The organism is Micromonospora echinospora, from assembly GCF_900091495.1.
Taxonomy (GTDB): Bacteria; Actinomycetota; Actinomycetes; order Mycobacteriales; family Micromonosporaceae; genus Micromonospora; species Micromonospora echinospora.
In genome coordinates this window covers 4,744,487-4,759,557 of the sequence record NZ_LT607413.1, presented here as the reverse complement: position 1 = coordinate 4,759,557, position 15,071 = coordinate 4,744,487, and the positions used below count along the sequence as shown (strand labels likewise).

The window sequence follows — 15,071 nt, the reverse complement described above, 5'->3', positions numbered from 1 at the left end:
CGAAGCATGACGGTTATCCGCCCGCCCCTAGCCGGCGACCTCGGGGCGGTCTCCTCGACCCACTGGCTTGCCTCAGGCGCCGCCATGTCGGTTCTCGAACGCGGCGGTAACGCCTTCGACGCCGCTGTGGCCGCCGGGTTCGTCCTCCAGGTCGTCGAGCCGCATTCCAACGGCCTCGGTGGCGACGTCGCGATCGCCCTCTACTCACGATCCGCTGGGGCGGCGCGGATCGTCTGCGGTCAGGGACCGACCCCGAGGGCGGCAACGATTGAGGCGTTCACCGCGCTCGGGATCTCCCGAATACCCGCCGCCGGCGTGCTTCCGGCGTGTGTGCCGGGTGCCTTCGGGGCCTGGCTACGGCTGCTCGCGGAGTTCGGCACCATGCTGCTGGCCGACGTTCTGCAACCCGCGATCGCCTACGCCGCGGGCGGCTATCCGCTGCTACCGAGCACCGCGCAGACCATCGCCGTGCTGGCCCCGCTGTTCGTCGACGAGTGGACCGAGTCCGCGCGGACCTACCTTCCGGGCGGGTCGACGCCGGCCGCCGGATCCCGGATGCGTAATCCGGCGCTGGCGGCGACGTTCGAGCGGCTCGTCACGGAGGCAGGGGCCGTGTCCGCCGACCGGGAGACGCAGATCGAGGCCGCCCACAACGCCTTCTACCAGGGGTTCGTGGCCGAGAGGATCGATGGTTTCCTGCGTCGCACTGAGGTGTTCGACTCGACCGGCCGACGCCACCGCGGCCTACTGACCGCCGACGACCTGGCCTACTGGCGAGCGGACGTGGAGGACCCGTACGCCCTGACCTACGGCGACCTCACCGTGCTCAAGTCGGGCCCGTGGTCGCAGGGTCCGGTGTTCCTGCAGCAACTGGCGCTCCTCGACGGCTTCGATTTGCCCGCCATGGGTCTCAACAGCGTCGAGTACATCCACCTGCTCACCGAGGCGGCCAAGCTCGCCTTCGCCGACCGGGAGGGCTGGTACGGCGATCCCCGACACGTGCCGGTGCCGATGGCGCAGCTCCTCACCGCCGAGTACACGCGCCAGCGGCGCTCGCTGATCGGCGGGGAGGCCACCATCGACCCGCAGCCGGGTCTGCCGTGCGCCGGTGATCCCTGGATACCGCAGCCCGAGCCGGACGAGCCGGTGGCCGACGCCCCGGAGTGGCTGACCCAGCTGCGCAGTGGCATCCCGACGGTGGGCGTCACCCGCGCGGGGGCCGGGAACACCTGCACGGTCGCGGTGGTGGACCGGGCCGGAAACATGGTGGTCGCCGTTCCCAGCGGAGGCTGGCTGAAGAGCTCACCGGTCATACCGGGCCTCGGTCTCTCGCTCGGCACGCGCGCACAGACGATGTGGCTGTCGCCCGGGCATCCCAACACGCTCGCTCCCGGGAAACGTCCCCGCACGACGTTGAGCCCTGGTGTCGTCCTGCGTGACGGTGAGCCGTACCTGGCGCTGGGTACCCCCGGTGGTGACCAGCAGGACCAGTGGACGCTCCAGACACTGCTGGCCGCCACCCGGTTCGGGCTGGATCTCCAGGCGGCCACCGAGGTTCCCGCCTTCCACATCGATCACTTTCCGCAGTCCTTCGCGCCGCGCACGGCGAGGCCGGGGGTCGTGGTCGTCGAGGCGTCGCACGATTCGTCGGTCCTGGCCGGGCTCCGGTCCCGAGGGCACCGACTGGATGTCGTGCCGGCGAACACGTTGGGCAAGGTCTGCGCGGTCGGTGTCGACCCGGTCACCGGTTTCCTGCGGGCGGCCGCCGGCGCGCGGGGACGTCAGGCGTACGCGATGTGCCGGTGACGGGTGCTGCGGGCTCTGCCCCGGGGCAGAGCCTCCGGCGTTATGAGCCGGACTGCTCGTTGGTGTACAGCAGCCCGTCGCTCCACACGTACCGCACGCCGCCCCAGCGGGCGGCGGTTGCCACGTCGGCGAAGAACCCGTGCCCGGCCAGGTTGGCGCTGGTGTTGCACAGCACCGGGATGCCACTGATTCGCGTGTACTCGACCAGGATGCGGGCGGCGGCGCACGGGGACGACTCGTCGACGGTCTGGAGGCGGGCGGTTCCGTCGAGGTGCAGCACGGCGGGAATCCGGTCCGCCCAGTCGGGTCGGGGACGGTGTTCGAAGAGCATGTAGGGATCCGGGCAGCCAGGGTCGAAGACCTCCTCGGCGCGGGAGGCGAGGCAGATCGGGGCGACAGGCCGGTAGAAGGCCCGGCCCTTGATGTTGTTGAGTCGGTCTTTCATCACCGGTGACACGGCGGGGGCGAGGATGCTGCGGTTGCCCAGTGCGCGGGGACCGAGTTCGGCGCGGCCGTCGAGGACCACCACCGGTTCGCCCTCGCGGTGCAGGATCTCGGCGACCTGCTTCGGGTCGCACGGGCGGGCCCGCCACGGCGGTCCGGGAACCTGGGGTGTCAGCCGCGGTCCCTGATAGACGTTCCACCGTACGGCCGGCGTCCGGTGGCGGTGGAACAGCTCGGTGGCCGCGGTGCCGATGGCCGCGCCGGAGTCGTTGGGGAACGGGGGGATCCACACGTCGCTGAACCGGCCGGTGGCTCTGATGGCGGTGTTCCACTTGATGTTGAGCGCGCAGCCGCCGCCCAGGCACAGGTTGGGTCGCGTGTCGGGGTGACGGCGGTCGACCACCCGGAGCAGACTCTGCAGCAGCCGGGCGCCCAGGTAGGCCTGCACTGTCGCGATAATGTCGGCGTCCCGGAGACCGGGTAGCAGTTCGCTGCGGGAGACGGTGAGCTTCTCGGCGACCTGGACGCACGCCTGGTCGGAGACCGGCGGGTTCGCCTCGAGCAGAGCGTCGAGGACGCCGAACGCGTCGTCCTCGACACGGCCGAGCGCGGCGTAGGCCATCGCCTTGCCGGAGATCTCCAGATGCCGTCGCTGGTGGGCCTCGTCGGCGCTGATGACGGCGGCGGGCATCCGGAACGGCTCGAGTGTGCCGCACAGGTGCGGGAACAGGTTGCCGATGGCCGACAGGAGCGGGGCGACGAGGCGGACCGTGTGGCCCGTCGGATCGACGTGGTAGAGCCGTGGCGCGATGCCGCCGTCCCAGACCAGCACCAGCGCGTCCTCACCGCGTTGGGCGAATGGGCTCGTGCTGTAGGTGCCCATGACGTGGCCGGTGGCATGGTAGTAGCTCGCGTAGCTGGTCTCGCCGCTGCCGCGCAGCCCGTCGGTGGTGAACGTGAACCGGTCCAGGGGTGCGCTGCCGCGTCCGCTGTGCACGTACGGCGCCACCTGCACGATGCCAGGCCGGCCGCCTCGGGTGGTGGCGATGCTCGGTGTTCCCGATCCGGTCTCGTCCCACCAGCCGTCGAGGACGAACTGGTCGACGGTGTCGGGAGCGATGCCGTGCGCGGTGAGGATCTCCGCGACCCGGTGCAGGTCGCCGAGCGGGCTGTACCGCAGTCCGTTGCCGATCTTCTCGGCTTCGACGCTGAACAGCAGCGTGCCGTCGTCGATCACCGCGACGCCACCGTCGTGCGAGACCTTCACACCGCAGATCAACACGTTGGGCCTGCTCCCTCGGGGTTCACCGTCGCCTGGACGGATCCGGTGGTCACGTCGCCGCCGGTCTGGTCGGCAGCTCCAGTGGGTCGATGAGCTGGTGGACGGATCGGCGCGGGTGCCCGACGGCCGACCACAGCACGGTTCGGTAGTGATCCAGCAGCCGGCGGATGGTGGTGGCGTCGAACAGATCGGCGTTGTACTCCACCAGAAGGGTGATCGTCTCGTCCGGTTCCTCGCGTGCCGCCGTGGCGGCGTCGTGGAATCGCTGCTCGGCGTGCGGGATGACGATGGCATTCAGGTCGAACTTGGCGGACCGGTTGTGCGCGTTGAGCACTTCCAGTTCGACGCCGGGCAGTCGCAGCGCCGGCATCGGCGTGTCGAGGAAGCTGAACATCACCTGGAACAGCGGCATGTGGCTGAGGTTGCGTGGGGGCCGCAGCTTCTCGACGAGCTTCTCGAACGGTAGGTCCTGGTGGGCGTAGGCGCCGAGGCACGTCTCCCGTACCCGGTCGACCAGCTCGAGGAACGACGGGTCGCCGGACAGGTCGGTGCGCAGGACGATGGTGTTGATGATCATGCCGAGGAGGTTTTCCAGTTCGGGTCGGTGCCGGTTGGCGACGCCGGCGCCGATGAGGATGTCGTCCTGGCCGCTGTGGCCGTACAGGACGGTCACGAACCCGGCGAGCATGGTCATGTAGAGCGTGGCGTCGTGTTCCTGGGTGAACGCACGCAGGTCCCGGGTCAGCTCGGCGTCGATGACGAGGGTTTCCTCACCGCCGCGGATGGTCGCCACCCGGGGCCGGGGCCGGTCGGTGGGCAGCCGGAGCAGCGGCGGGGCACCGGCGAGACGCTGCCGCCAGTAGGCCAGTAGCTGCTCGAGGCGGGCGCCTTGCAGCATCCTGCGCTGCCAGACGGCGAAGTCGGCGTACTGGATGGGCAGTTCCGGCAGGCGTGGGGGTCGGCTGGCCGCGCGGGCCTCGTACAACTCGAGGAAGTCGCGGAGGAAGACGCCCTGGGCCCAGCCGTCGTGGACGAGGTGGTGTTCCACGGCGACCAACACGTGGTCGTCGGCGGCCAGGCGGATCAGCGTGACCCGCAGCAGTTGGTCGCTGGCCAGGTCGAAGGGCTGCTGCCCGGCGTTCAGGATGAAGTCACGGATGTGGGCGTCCCGGTCGGCTTCGGGCAGGGCGGTCTGGTCGATCACCGCCACGGGGATGCCCCGCGGAGGCTGGACGCACTGCATCGGTTCGCCGTCACCGTCGTCGGGGAAGGTGGTTCGGAGGATCTCGTGGCGCGCTTCCAGGTCGTCGAAGGCCTGTTTGACCGCCGTCACGTCAATCTCGCCACGCAGGCGCAACGCCCGGGGAACGTTGTAGTTGGTGCTGCCCGGCTCGAACTGCTCGAGGAACCAGATCGCCTCCTGGACGAAGGACAGCGGCAGCGGTTCGTCGCGCGGGGCGGCGGGGATGGGCCCGGACTGGCTCGCGGGTGCCTCGTCGACACGTTGCGCGAGCACGGCGAGGGTGGGTGCCTCGAACACCGCCCGTAGCGTGAGTTCGCGGCCGAGGGTGTCGTTGACCCTGGCCAGCACCTTGGTCGCCAGCAGCGAGTGGCCGCCGAGGGCGAAGAAGTCGTCGTGCCGGCGGACCTCGGGTATGTCCAGCACCTCGCTCCAGATCGCCGCGAGGGCCCGTTCGTGGGGCGTCTGCGGCAGATCCTCGGGTGTGGCGTCGGCGGTGGGCCCGGGTGCGGGGGCGGTGGCGGGCAGCGCCGCGTAGTCGATCTTGCCGCTGGGGGTTCTGGGGAACGCCGGGAGGACGACGAACTGCGCTGGCACCATGTACTCGGGTAGGTGGGTTCGCAGGGCGGAGCGTAGTTGCTCGGCGGTGGGTGCCACCGGCCCAGCGGGCGTCAGGTAGGCCAGGAGGCGACCGGAACGGCGGGACGGCACAACGACGACGTCGGCCACGCGGTCGAGGCGTCGCAGCGCCACCTCGACTTCGCCGAGCTCGACGCGGTAGCCGTTGAGCTTGACCTGCCGGTCGGCGCGTCCGAGGAAGACGAGCGCGCCATCGGGTTGGTAGCGGACCAGGTCGCCGCTGCGGTAGAGCCGGCTGCCGGGTGGGCCGAACGGGTCGGCCACGAACCGCTCCGCGCTCAGGCCGGGCCGGTGGAGGTAGCCGTTGGCGAGGCCTGCTCCGCCGAGGTACAGCTCTCCGATGACCCCGACGGGTACCGGTTGAAGGTCGTCGTCGAGGACGTACGCGCGGGTGTTGGCGACGGGCCGGCCGATCGGTACACCCGCGCGCAGATCGGCGGTGTTCAGCTCGTAGGCGAGCGCGGTGATGGTCGCCTCGGTCGGGCCGTATGTGTTGAGCAGCCGCACCCTGGTGCCAACGAGCCGCTGCCAGTCCGTCACCCGCTGGGCGAGCGCGGCTTCGCCGCCGACGACGATGAGCCGCAGGCTCTCGGGGAGGGTGGCGGTGCCCTCGTCGAGGGCCATGACGAGGTCGTGCCAGAAGCCGGTGGGGATGTGCACCACCGTTATGTCCCGGGCGGCGCAGGTGGTCAAGAACGTCGCGGGGTCGGCGAGCATCTGGTCGGTTCGCAGCACCAGGCAGCCGCCGTTGATCAGGGCCGGGTAGATCTCCTCGCCGCTGGCGTCGAAGCTGATGGAGAAGAACTGGAGCACCCGGTCGTCGGGGCGGATACCGAACAGGTCGACGGCGTCCTGCATGTAGTTGCTGAGGGCACGGTGCGGCAGGTCGACGCCCTTGGGGGTGCCGGTGGATCCGGAGGTGTAGATGACGTAGGCGGTGTCGCCGGGTCCGGGGGGAGGAAGAGGGGGCGTCGTCGGGTGACCCGCGATGTCGGGCCACCGGCCGTCGAGGAGGATCACCGGCGCGGCGGCGTGGTGGAGCTTTCCGGCGAGGCTCTCCTGGCTGAGGACCGTCCGTACCCGCGCGTCGGTGAAGGTCGCGGCGACACGGTCGGGCGGGTTGAGCGGGTCGACCGGGACGTACGCGGCACCGGCCTTCATGACCGCGATCAGGGCGATGATCATGTCCCGGCTGCGGTCCAGGTAGATGCCTACCCGGTCGCCGCGTTCGACGCCGCCGGCCTGGAGGAAGTGGGCTAGCTGGTTGGCGCGCTCGTCGAGCTGCCGGTAGGACAGGCACTCCGCGCCGGCGACAAGGGCCGGCGCGTCAGGGGTACGACGGACCTGTTGCTCGAACAGGCGTGGCACGCAGATGTCGGTGTCGAGGGCTCGTGCGGTGTGGTTCCACTGCTCGACGATGCGTACGCGCTCGGGGCCGGTGGCGTGCAGTATCGTGCCGAGCGAGGCGTCCGGGTCGTCGACGGCGACACCGAGCAGGGCTGTCAGCTGGTCGATGAAACGTTGTCCGGCCGGTGGGTCGAGTACGGCGGTGCGGAACCGGAACAAGCCGACGATTCCGCCGTCGAGCTCGGACAGCGACAGCTCGCTGTCGAAGGGGCACTCCCGTAGCGTGACCGGCAGGGATTCGGCGCGTAGCGGGCCGAATGGTCGTCGGATTCCGGGATGGCCGAGCAGCACCGCCGGAAACGCCGAGGTGTCCGCCGCGGACGGCCGGTTGTAGATGAACATGTTGTGGAACAGTCCGCCGCGCGCTGCGGTGTGCCGCTCGGCGAGCAGCGGGCTGGGGAAGTCCTGATGCTCGATGGCGGCGATGACCCGGTCTCGGGTTTGTGCCAGCAGTTGGCGGAAGGTGACGGTGTGGTCGGCCTGGCTGCGCAGCATCACCGGATTCATGAGATACCCGACGGCGTCGGTCGGGCGGTGGCGGCCGCGGGCAGCGACGGGCGTGCCGACGGCCAGATCGGTCTGGCCGGTCAGCCGGTGCAGCAGTGCCAGGTAGCCGGTGAGCAGCAGCACGTACGGGGTCACGCGCTCGGCCGCCGCGCGCTGGCGTAGCCGGTGGGCCAGCGTGTCGTCGAGGCGGAACACGTGGGTGGCCGAGGTGCTGGACGTCTCCCCCGCCGGCCCTGTTCCCAGGCGGGTCGGTGGCACCCCGTCGCCGATTTCGTTTTCCCAGTGCCGTGCTGCGGCACGGCCCTCGGGCGAGTCGAGGTACGCCTCCTGCCATGCGTGAGCGTCGGCAACACCCGCTGGTACGGCGGGAAGCTGCGCCGGTTGACCGCCTGTGTGCTCGGTGTAGAGAGCAGCGAGTTCGTGGCCGAGCGTCGTGGTGGAGCGGAAGTCGGTGACGATGTGGTGGGCGGTGATCAGGACGACGTGTTCATCGGCGGCGCGCCGGTACAGGTGAAGCCGCACCAGCGGGCCGGTGGTCAGGTCGAATGGCCGGTGCACGTCATCGGTGAGCCGTCGCGCGAACGCCTCGTCGTCGAGGTCGGTGGCGTCGCGGGTCAGGTGGGTGCCGCTGTGGGGGCTGATCTGCTGGATCGGTTCTCCGTCGCGGATGGTGAAGGTGGCCCGCAGCGCGGGGTGCCGGGTCATCAGCGTGTCGAAGGCGCGGCGCAGGGCGTCGGTGTCCAGCGGCCCGCTCAACCGGAACGCGGTGGCCAGGGTGTGCGCCGTGCTGTCGGGCTGCATCTGTTGCAGGAACCACAGTGCGCGTTGTCCGGGCGTGAGCGGGGTGGTTGCTGCGGTCGTATCGGCCGGGGCGGTGGCCGTGTGGCTGGTGCGCGGGTCGGTGTCGACCTGGTCGGCGAGTTGAGCGGCCACGTCAGCCAGGGTCGCTCCGCTGAGGATGGCGGCCAGCGGTAGCCGCAGTCCGAGGTCCGCCTCGCCGCGGTGCAGGAGTTCCTGGGCGGCCAGGGAGTCCAGTCCGGCCGCGAGTAGCGGCACGTCGGTGGCGAGGTCGGCCGGCGGCATCCCGCAGGATGTCGCGGTCAGCCGTCGTAGGTAGGTCTCGAGCAGTTCGCGTCGTCGTTCGGCCGAGGCGGCGGCGAGCTCCGCCCGGTGGAGGACGGCAGCGTCGGCCGGGTCGGCAGGATTGCCTGTGGCGGTGGTGCTGCGGGCCAGCTCGGGCAAATCACCGGCGAGGAGCTGTCGGCGGCAGGCGTCGCGGCGCACCTTGCCGCTGGAGGTCTTGGGCAGCCCGCCAGCGGCGATCAGCACTACCAGTCCGACCTGTGCCTCATGCTGCTCGGCGACGTGTCGGCGGATCTCACCGGCGATGTCCGCGACGTCGATGTTCTCGCTGCCACGGACAACTTCGTGCACGATCGCCAGGCGTTCCTCGCCGTCTTCTTCCATGGCGAAGGCGGCGCCGCAGCCGGCCCGGAGGGCGGTGTGTGCCCGCTCGGCGGTTGCCTCGATGTCCTGGGGATAGAGGTTGCGGCCCCGGATGATGATCAGGTCCTTGAGCCGTCCGGTGACGACTAGTTCGCCGTTACGGAGAAAACCGAGGTCCCCGGTGCGCAGGTAGTCGTTGTCGGGGTCGTCGGTGATCCGGGCTCGGAAGACCTCGCGGCTGTCGTCGGGGCGGCCCCAGTAGCCGTGGGCCACGCTGGGGCCGCGGAGCCACACCTCACCGACCTGGTCGGGTGGGCATCGGCGTGACGTGTCCGGGTCGATGATCTCGATCTGCTGGTCCGGTGCGCTGGGCCCGCAGCTGACGAGCCGGCGGGTGGGATCGTCGGTGGGCGTCACCTCGCCTCGGGCGAGGGCGGCACGGTCGACGTCGCCGGCCGTGGAGGATGCGCGGCCGCCGGTGACGATGAGCGTGGCCTCGGCCAAGCCATAGCAGGGTAGGAACGCCTCGGTCTGGAAGCCCGCCGGAGCGAACGCTTCGGCGAAGCGCCGCATCGTGGCGTGCCGGACCGGTTCGGCACCGTTGAAGGCCACCTGCCAGGCGCTGAGGTCCAACCGCTCGCGTTGTCGTGCGGTTGTCTTGCTGACGCACAGGTCGTAGGCGAAGTTCGGGCCGCCGCTGACGGTTATCCGGTGCTGCGACAACAGCTCGAGCCAGGTGAGCGGCTGCCGCAGGAAGTCCAGTGGAGACATGAGCCAGACTGGGAAACCGCCGAACATCGGTTGCAGCAGCCCGCCGATAAGGCCCATGTCGTGGTACGGGGGCAGCCAGCTCATGCCACGGCTGTCCGCGGTGGTGCCGAAGAAGTGCCGGATCAGCCGAGAGTTGTGCAGCAGGTTGCCGTGCGAGAGCATCACGCCCTTCGGCCTGCCCGTCGACCCGGACGTGTACTGCAGAACCGCGAGAGCGTCACCGTCCACAGGCGGTGGCAACCAATCCGTCTCCCCCGCCGGTCCGTCGGTGGCGATCCATCGGATCTGGCCGAATGCGGTCGCGGCCGGGGCGAGGCCTTCGGCGAGAGTCAGCAGCGGGGCGGTGGTCAGCGCCACGGCCGGTGCGGCGTCGGCGACGGTGGCTAGCAGACGCGGCATCGTCCGGTCCAGTCGCATCGGGTTAGGCGGGAACGTGGGGACCGCGACAACGCCCGCGTACAGACAGCCGAACAGGGCGGCCAGGAACTCGGCTCCCGGTGGGTAGAGCAGGAGGGCCCGCTCGCCTACGCCGATGTCGGCCTGCCTCAGCTGGGCCGCGATGAGGCGGGCCCGCCGGTCGAGGTCGGCGTAGGTGAGCGCCTCCTCGGCGCCGTCGTCGCCGAGGAAGACGTAACCCAGCCGATCCGGCTGGTGGGCTGCCCGCCACCGCAGCAGCCACACCAGGGTGGTCACGTCGTCGACCGTACGCACGTCCGGAAGGTCATGATCGATCACGGCGGCCTCTGTCAGCTCTTTCGACCTTGTCGACTCCGGCTCGCACTCGCAGCGAAGCATCCGGATTTGTCCGACGACAGCGTCCCGATGGGGCAGCCGTCGCCCTGCCCATGGTGGCCGACCCACCCAGCAGCGGCGCTTCCCCGCTTTATGGGACGCCGATGAGGGCGGCGACGTGGATAAATTGCTGAACGTGGCAGTTCAGGCCCTGGTCACGCGCCAGTGGCGCCACGTCAGCAAAGACGCGCTTCGAAGGGAGAAAAGCGAGTGGTCGACGTACCAGAACCGGTCACGGCCGAACCTCGCGTGGACAACCTCGGGTCAACCGTCGGGGTAGGTGACCATGTCCTCGGATGACTTCCTGAGCAGCGCGCCGGCCGTCTCCCGCTTCAGTTGGTTGACCTTCGATGTCTCCTCTGTCCTGCCGGCCGGTTGGCGAGAGGAGATCGAGACGGTGGCCCGCAACGATCGGATCACCAAGTACCTGTCCCCGCCGCACTCCACCTCGCGGGAGAGCAGCGATGTCAGGTCCCTGCAGATCATGACGGTCCGTGGGGTCACCATGTGGAATCGGCTGCCCTGGCTGATCGACCTGTACCGGGGTCACTTCTGTGAGCTCTATCAGGAGGCCACCGGGCGTCGGATCTATCCGACGGAGGATCAGCGCTACGCGGTGGTGATGAACGTCCAGGAGGGCACCGACCGGTACGAGTGCCACGTCGACACGAATCCGGTGGAGGCGTTGCTGTACGTCACCGACCATCCGCGGGGCACCGGCGGTGAGCTGGTCGTGGCGAACAACGTGGATGCCAACTCCGTGGAGGAGGTCGACAAGGACTGCTCCGTGCTCTACCCGGTCTCGGGTCAGCTGGTCTTCTTCGACGCCCGGCGTTTCCCCCACTACGTCCGCGCGCTGCACAGGCCGGCACTGCGTGTGGCTGTCGGCATGAACTACTACACGGACGAGTGCCCGGAGAAGACCCGGCCGCAGGATCTGAACACGTACCTGTACGGCCCTCAAGGCGTCATCGCGCAGTGACCGTCGGTGGCGCTGCGCGCCGGTGGAAGCACTCGGTCGAGGCGGCTGGCGGCTTGGCCGGCCGCCTCGACCTCACCCGGTGCCGCCGGCACTCACCCCGAGATCCTCGAAGCGGCCGTCGGTGTACGGCGGCGCGCACAGTTCGAAAAACATGAGCGTCTCGCCGCTGTCGGCGTGCCACTGCATAATCTCGCCGACCGCTACCGCCACCGGCGTGGCCCGTTCCGCCGGAAACCGGTAGGCCGTCTCTCTGCCGTTGGGTGCCCGGACGGTCAGCGTCCCGCGGCCCGCCAGGTGGCCTTCGATGGTTTCCGTACCGGTCAGGACCCGTTGCAGGGGGGTGCGTTTCCCGGCCCGTACCTCAACGATGGCCAGGTCGTAGGCCTCGCTGTCACGGAACCGGTACACGTCGCAGGTCACCCCGTCCGTGACGGGCGTAGTCTCGACGTACTCAACCTCCGGAGACACACCACGTGCAGCGAGAAACTCCCGCAACGAAGCATGGCGATTCATGTCGATCGGCTGGTGAGGCCGAGCGTTGTCGGTCATGGGATCCCTCCGGACATCGACGGGCGGACCGGCTCGCCGATCACGCGACGCAAAACTCGTTTCCCTCAGGGTCGAGCATGACGACGTGACCTAGGTGACGGCCGTCGGACTCCTCGCGTACGACCCGTGCGCCGACGCTGACCAAGTCGTTGACCTTCGCCCGGATGAGCTGCTCGCGCTCGACCATCTGCCACGGAGGTTCTCCAGCTACGCGGATGTCGATGTGCATCCGATTCTTGGCGATCTTGCCCTCTGGTACGCGCAGGAACCCGATCGCGGGGCCAACTCTCTGCGGATCTACGATGGATGCACCGTCGGAATTGTCGTACCCCGGCTCGGCTATGTACCCAAGTGCCCTGGCCCAGAACGCGGCGATCTTTTGAGGATCGGCAGCGTCGCAGCCGAGCGTCCAATGTACGGCCATGGCTGCACGCTACACCCGAAACGGATCGAGGATGCGCAAGCGCCTCTGGGCTCGCACCGCCTGTCGGCGCATCTCGTCGGTTGGGTAGCCGGCAGCCGTAGGACCGATCGCAGCTTAAGAAGACACCGACCTCTTGCGGTGAACCCCGCCGGCGCCCGCGCTTCCATGCGGGCCTTCGTCCTCTGCCACCGCGCCGTACGGTCCCCTCCCGACAGCGGCAACGTCCTGGACGACTGAGACCTGGGCAGCTGAGAAATGACAACCCACCACCCCCCGATGCGCATCGGTCGACAACGCACTAGCGCCGGTGAGCACGGAATCCCGGCACCGCGTGAGCGCAAGGGGCGCCCGTTCCTGCCCACCCGGCATCTCTTTCCCTGGCTCAGCAGGATGTGCCCATTGACGAGCGGCAAGGGCGGCCGGCGCCGTTTCGGGAATGTTCGAGCAGGGCTGGCGCCGGTCCGGGGGCCTCAGCGCGCTCGGGGGAAGAGCCGCTCGACAGCGGTCACCACCGCGGCGCGGCGGGCGGCGGTGGTGGGGTCCACGGCGTGTGCGGCGGCGGCCTCGCTGAGTTCGGGCTGCGCCGCCCAGGTCGTGGCGATTTGGTTGACCAGGGCGAGGACGTCGGCCGGGTCCCAGGCGGGGTCGAGCTGTCCAGCCTGCTGCACCTGGCGGAGCTGGTCGATTTTGCGGGTGATCGCTGCCTGGGTGGGATCGTCGGCACCGGTTGCGGTGCCCGGCAGTTCGAGGCGGCCCCAGGTGATCAGGCGGTGGTGGTCCGGACGGGCGACGAAGTAGTCGAACAGGCGGCCCGCGTAGCCAGGGAGGTCGGTCGGGTCTATCTGGGTGGCCTCGGCGATGACGACGTACTCCCGTGCGGCGACAGCGGCATAGAGCGCGTATTTGCTGCGGAAGTAGGCGTAGACGCGTTCTTTGCTGGTCTTGGCGAGCTTGGCGATGCGGTCCACGCGGGCGCCGGCGATGCCGTGCCGGGCGAACTCCTCCATGGCAGCGCTGAGAATGCGCTCGCGCGTGGTGTCGCCGCCGGCGGCGGGCGCTGCGGTCTGGCCGGAGTAGCGGGACTGGGACATGGCCCCAGAATAAAGCACCGAACCGTTTGGTTTGGCATCTGGGCGATCGGCGCGTAGAGTCAAACGGAACAGTTCGGTTTGCCCTCTGCGGTGAAGCCGGCGAACCACCGAGGGAGTGAACTCATGCAGCACCGCAATCTGGGCTCTCAGGGCCTGCGCGTCTCGGCGCTCGGCCTGGGGACCATGGGCATGTCCATGGCCTACGGTGCCTCGAACGACGACGAGGGCATCGCGACCATCCGCCGCGCCCACGAACTCGGGATCGACTTCTTCGACACCGCCGAGCTGTATGGCGCCGGTACCGGCAGCAACGAGATCCTCCTGGGCGAGGCAGTCAAAGACTTCCGCGACGAGGTGGTCCTCGCCACCAAGTTCGGCTTCGACATGACCGCCTCGCCGCTCAGCCCCGGCTTCAACAGCCGCCCCGAGAACATCCGCAAGGTCGCCGAGAACAGCCTGCGCTACCTGCAGAGCGACCACATCGACCTCTTCTACCAGCACATCTCCGACCCCGCCGTTCCGGTCGAGGAGGTCGCCGGCGTGGTCGGCGAACTGATCACCGAAGGCAAGGTGAAGTACTTCGGCCTGAGCAACGTCGGCCCCCAGTACATCCGCCGCGCCCACGCCGTCACCCCGGTCTCCGTGCTCCAGTACGAGTACTCGCTCTTCGAGCGGGAGGTGGAGGAGAAGATCCTTCCCGTCCTGCGGGAACTCGGTATCGGCCTGGTGCCCTACTCCCCGCTTGGCCGCGGCTTCCTCACCGGCCAGGTCAAGCCCGCGAGCGAGTACCCCGCGGACGACATGCGCAGCTGGGACGAGCGCTGGCAGGGCGAGAACTACACGTACAACCTGCACGCCGCCGACCAGCTCAAAAAGCTGGCCGACACCAAGGGCATCACCACCGCCCAACTCGCGCTGGCCTGGCTGCTCGCCCAGGGTGAGGACATCGCGCCCATTCCCGGCACCCGCAGCACCAAGCGCCTCGAGGAGAACGCCGGCGCCACCGATGTCCAGCTCTCGGCCGCCGATCTGGCCCGCCTCACTGAAATCCTTCCCCGCGGCTCGGCAGGCAGCCGCTACCCCGCTGCGATGCTGTCCAGCTTCACCACAGACTGACCGCGCCGGCACCCGCGCATACGGCGCCGGGCCCGTCGGCCAACAGGCACCGCAGACCTCGCCCTCAGCGAGACCGATCTTGCCCGCATCAAGGAGATCCTCCCCGCCGGCGGATTCGGCTCCCGCCTCCCCGAAGGCATGACAGCCGACTAATTAGGGCCTGCGTCGAAGTCCGTTACAGCCACTCGTTGATGGCGGCGAGATGGATGGTGGCCTCGTAGCGGACGGCGCCCAGCTGGTGCCTGCGGTCGTCGCGATCGCGACGGACCTCGGTGGGGCGTTCCCCGACGCCCTGATTCCAGATCGCCCCGCTTCTGCCCGACCTGGTGTTGTTGGGCCTCCAGCTCGCGGTCGCCATGGTGTGCGGCTGCTGACCGCAGTGCTGCCGCCGCTACCGATCTTCGTCAAGGCGGCCCTGGCCGCGACGACGTTCGCCTCCACGATCCTGTCGGTGGTGGTCCCGGCGGTGACCGGGCTGATCGACTTCGCGGCCGGGTGGTCGAGGCCGTATGGAACCCAGCGCTGCGAGCAGGCCCGCAGCCGACTCCACGGTAGAGACCCCGGGCGGTGCGGTC

Annotated in this window: 8 protein-coding genes; 3 read left to right on the top strand and 5 right to left on the bottom strand. The window is 69.4% G+C overall.

Going from position 1 to position 15,071, the window contains the following annotated elements; translation table 11 throughout:
* Positions 1 to 6 precede the first annotated feature (6 nt).
* Positions 7 to 1,806 (top strand): gamma-glutamyltransferase family protein, encoded by a 1,800-nt coding sequence (locus tag GA0070618_RS21365; RefSeq protein WP_088983225.1) that lies wholly within the window; start codon positions 7 to 9, stop codon positions 1,804 to 1,806.
* 40 nt (positions 1,807 to 1,846) lie between these two features.
* Here GA0070618_RS21365 and GA0070618_RS21360 read toward each other — a convergent pair whose 3' ends face one another.
* Positions 1,847 to 3,532 (bottom strand): carbamoyltransferase N-terminal domain-containing protein, encoded by a 1,686-nt coding sequence (locus GA0070618_RS21360; protein WP_088983224.1) that lies wholly within the window; start codon positions 3,530 to 3,532, stop codon positions 1,847 to 1,849.
* A gap of 49 nt (positions 3,533 to 3,581) precedes the next feature.
* Positions 3,582 to 10,235, bottom strand: a complete 6,654-nt coding sequence (locus GA0070618_RS21355) for a non-ribosomal peptide synthetase (RefSeq protein ID WP_170107892.1) — start codon at positions 10,233 to 10,235, stop codon at positions 3,582 to 3,584.
* Positions 10,236 to 10,620: 385 nt separating this feature from the next.
* Here GA0070618_RS21355 and GA0070618_RS21345 point away from each other — a divergent pair, with 385 nt between their 5' ends.
* Positions 10,621 to 11,316, top strand: a complete 696-nt coding sequence (locus tag GA0070618_RS21345; protein ID WP_143740387.1) for a 2OG-Fe(II) oxygenase — start codon at positions 10,621 to 10,623, stop codon at positions 11,314 to 11,316.
* A 72-nt stretch (positions 11,317 to 11,388) separates the two neighbouring features.
* On the opposite strand, the gene GA0070618_RS21340 is transcribed toward GA0070618_RS21345, so the two are convergent.
* The 3 genes from GA0070618_RS21340 to GA0070618_RS21330 form a co-directional block, all read right to left on the bottom strand.
* The gene (locus GA0070618_RS21340; RefSeq protein ID WP_088983220.1) at positions 11,389 to 11,865 is read right to left on the bottom strand and encodes a hypothetical protein; all 477 of its coding nucleotides are present in this window, start codon (positions 11,863 to 11,865) and stop codon (positions 11,389 to 11,391) included.
* A 40-nt stretch (positions 11,866 to 11,905) separates the two neighbouring features.
* Positions 11,906 to 12,289: a VOC family protein gene (locus tag GA0070618_RS21335; RefSeq protein WP_088983219.1), complete on the bottom strand. Its 384-nt coding sequence runs from the start codon at positions 12,287 to 12,289 to the stop codon at positions 11,906 to 11,908.
* 470 nt (positions 12,290 to 12,759) lie between these two features.
* Positions 12,760 to 13,380, bottom strand: a complete 621-nt coding sequence (locus GA0070618_RS21330) for a TetR family transcriptional regulator (RefSeq protein WP_088983218.1) — start codon at positions 13,378 to 13,380, stop codon at positions 12,760 to 12,762.
* Positions 13,381 to 13,503: 123 nt separating this feature from the next.
* On the opposite strand from GA0070618_RS21330, the gene GA0070618_RS21325 reads away from it, so the two are divergent.
* Positions 13,504 to 14,496, top strand: a complete 993-nt coding sequence (locus GA0070618_RS21325) for an aldo/keto reductase (protein ID WP_088983217.1) — start codon at positions 13,504 to 13,506, stop codon at positions 14,494 to 14,496.
* The last annotated feature ends 575 nt before the right edge of the window (positions 14,497 to 15,071 follow it).

What these genes read in the sequence shown, in the direction of transcription:
- GA0070618_RS21330 (WP_088983218.1), bottom strand. Translation starts at nt 13,380, where the DNA reads ATGTCCCAGTCCCGCTACTCCGGCCAGACCGCAGCGCCCGCCGCCGGC.
- GA0070618_RS21365 (WP_088983225.1), top strand. Translation starts at nt 7, where the DNA reads ATGACGGTTATCCGCCCGCCCCTAGCCGGCGACCTCGGGGCGGTCTCC.
- GA0070618_RS21345 (WP_143740387.1), top strand. Translation starts at nt 10,621, where the DNA reads ATGTCCTCGGATGACTTCCTGAGCAGCGCGCCGGCCGTCTCCCGCTTC.
- GA0070618_RS21335 (WP_088983219.1), bottom strand. Translation starts at nt 12,289, where the DNA reads ATGGCCGTACATTGGACGCTCGGCTGCGACGCTGCCGATCCTCAAAAG.
- GA0070618_RS21325 (WP_088983217.1), top strand. Translation starts at nt 13,504, where the DNA reads ATGCAGCACCGCAATCTGGGCTCTCAGGGCCTGCGCGTCTCGGCGCTC.
- GA0070618_RS21340 (WP_088983220.1), bottom strand. Translation starts at nt 11,865, where the DNA reads ATGACCGACAACGCTCGGCCTCACCAGCCGATCGACATGAATCGCCAT.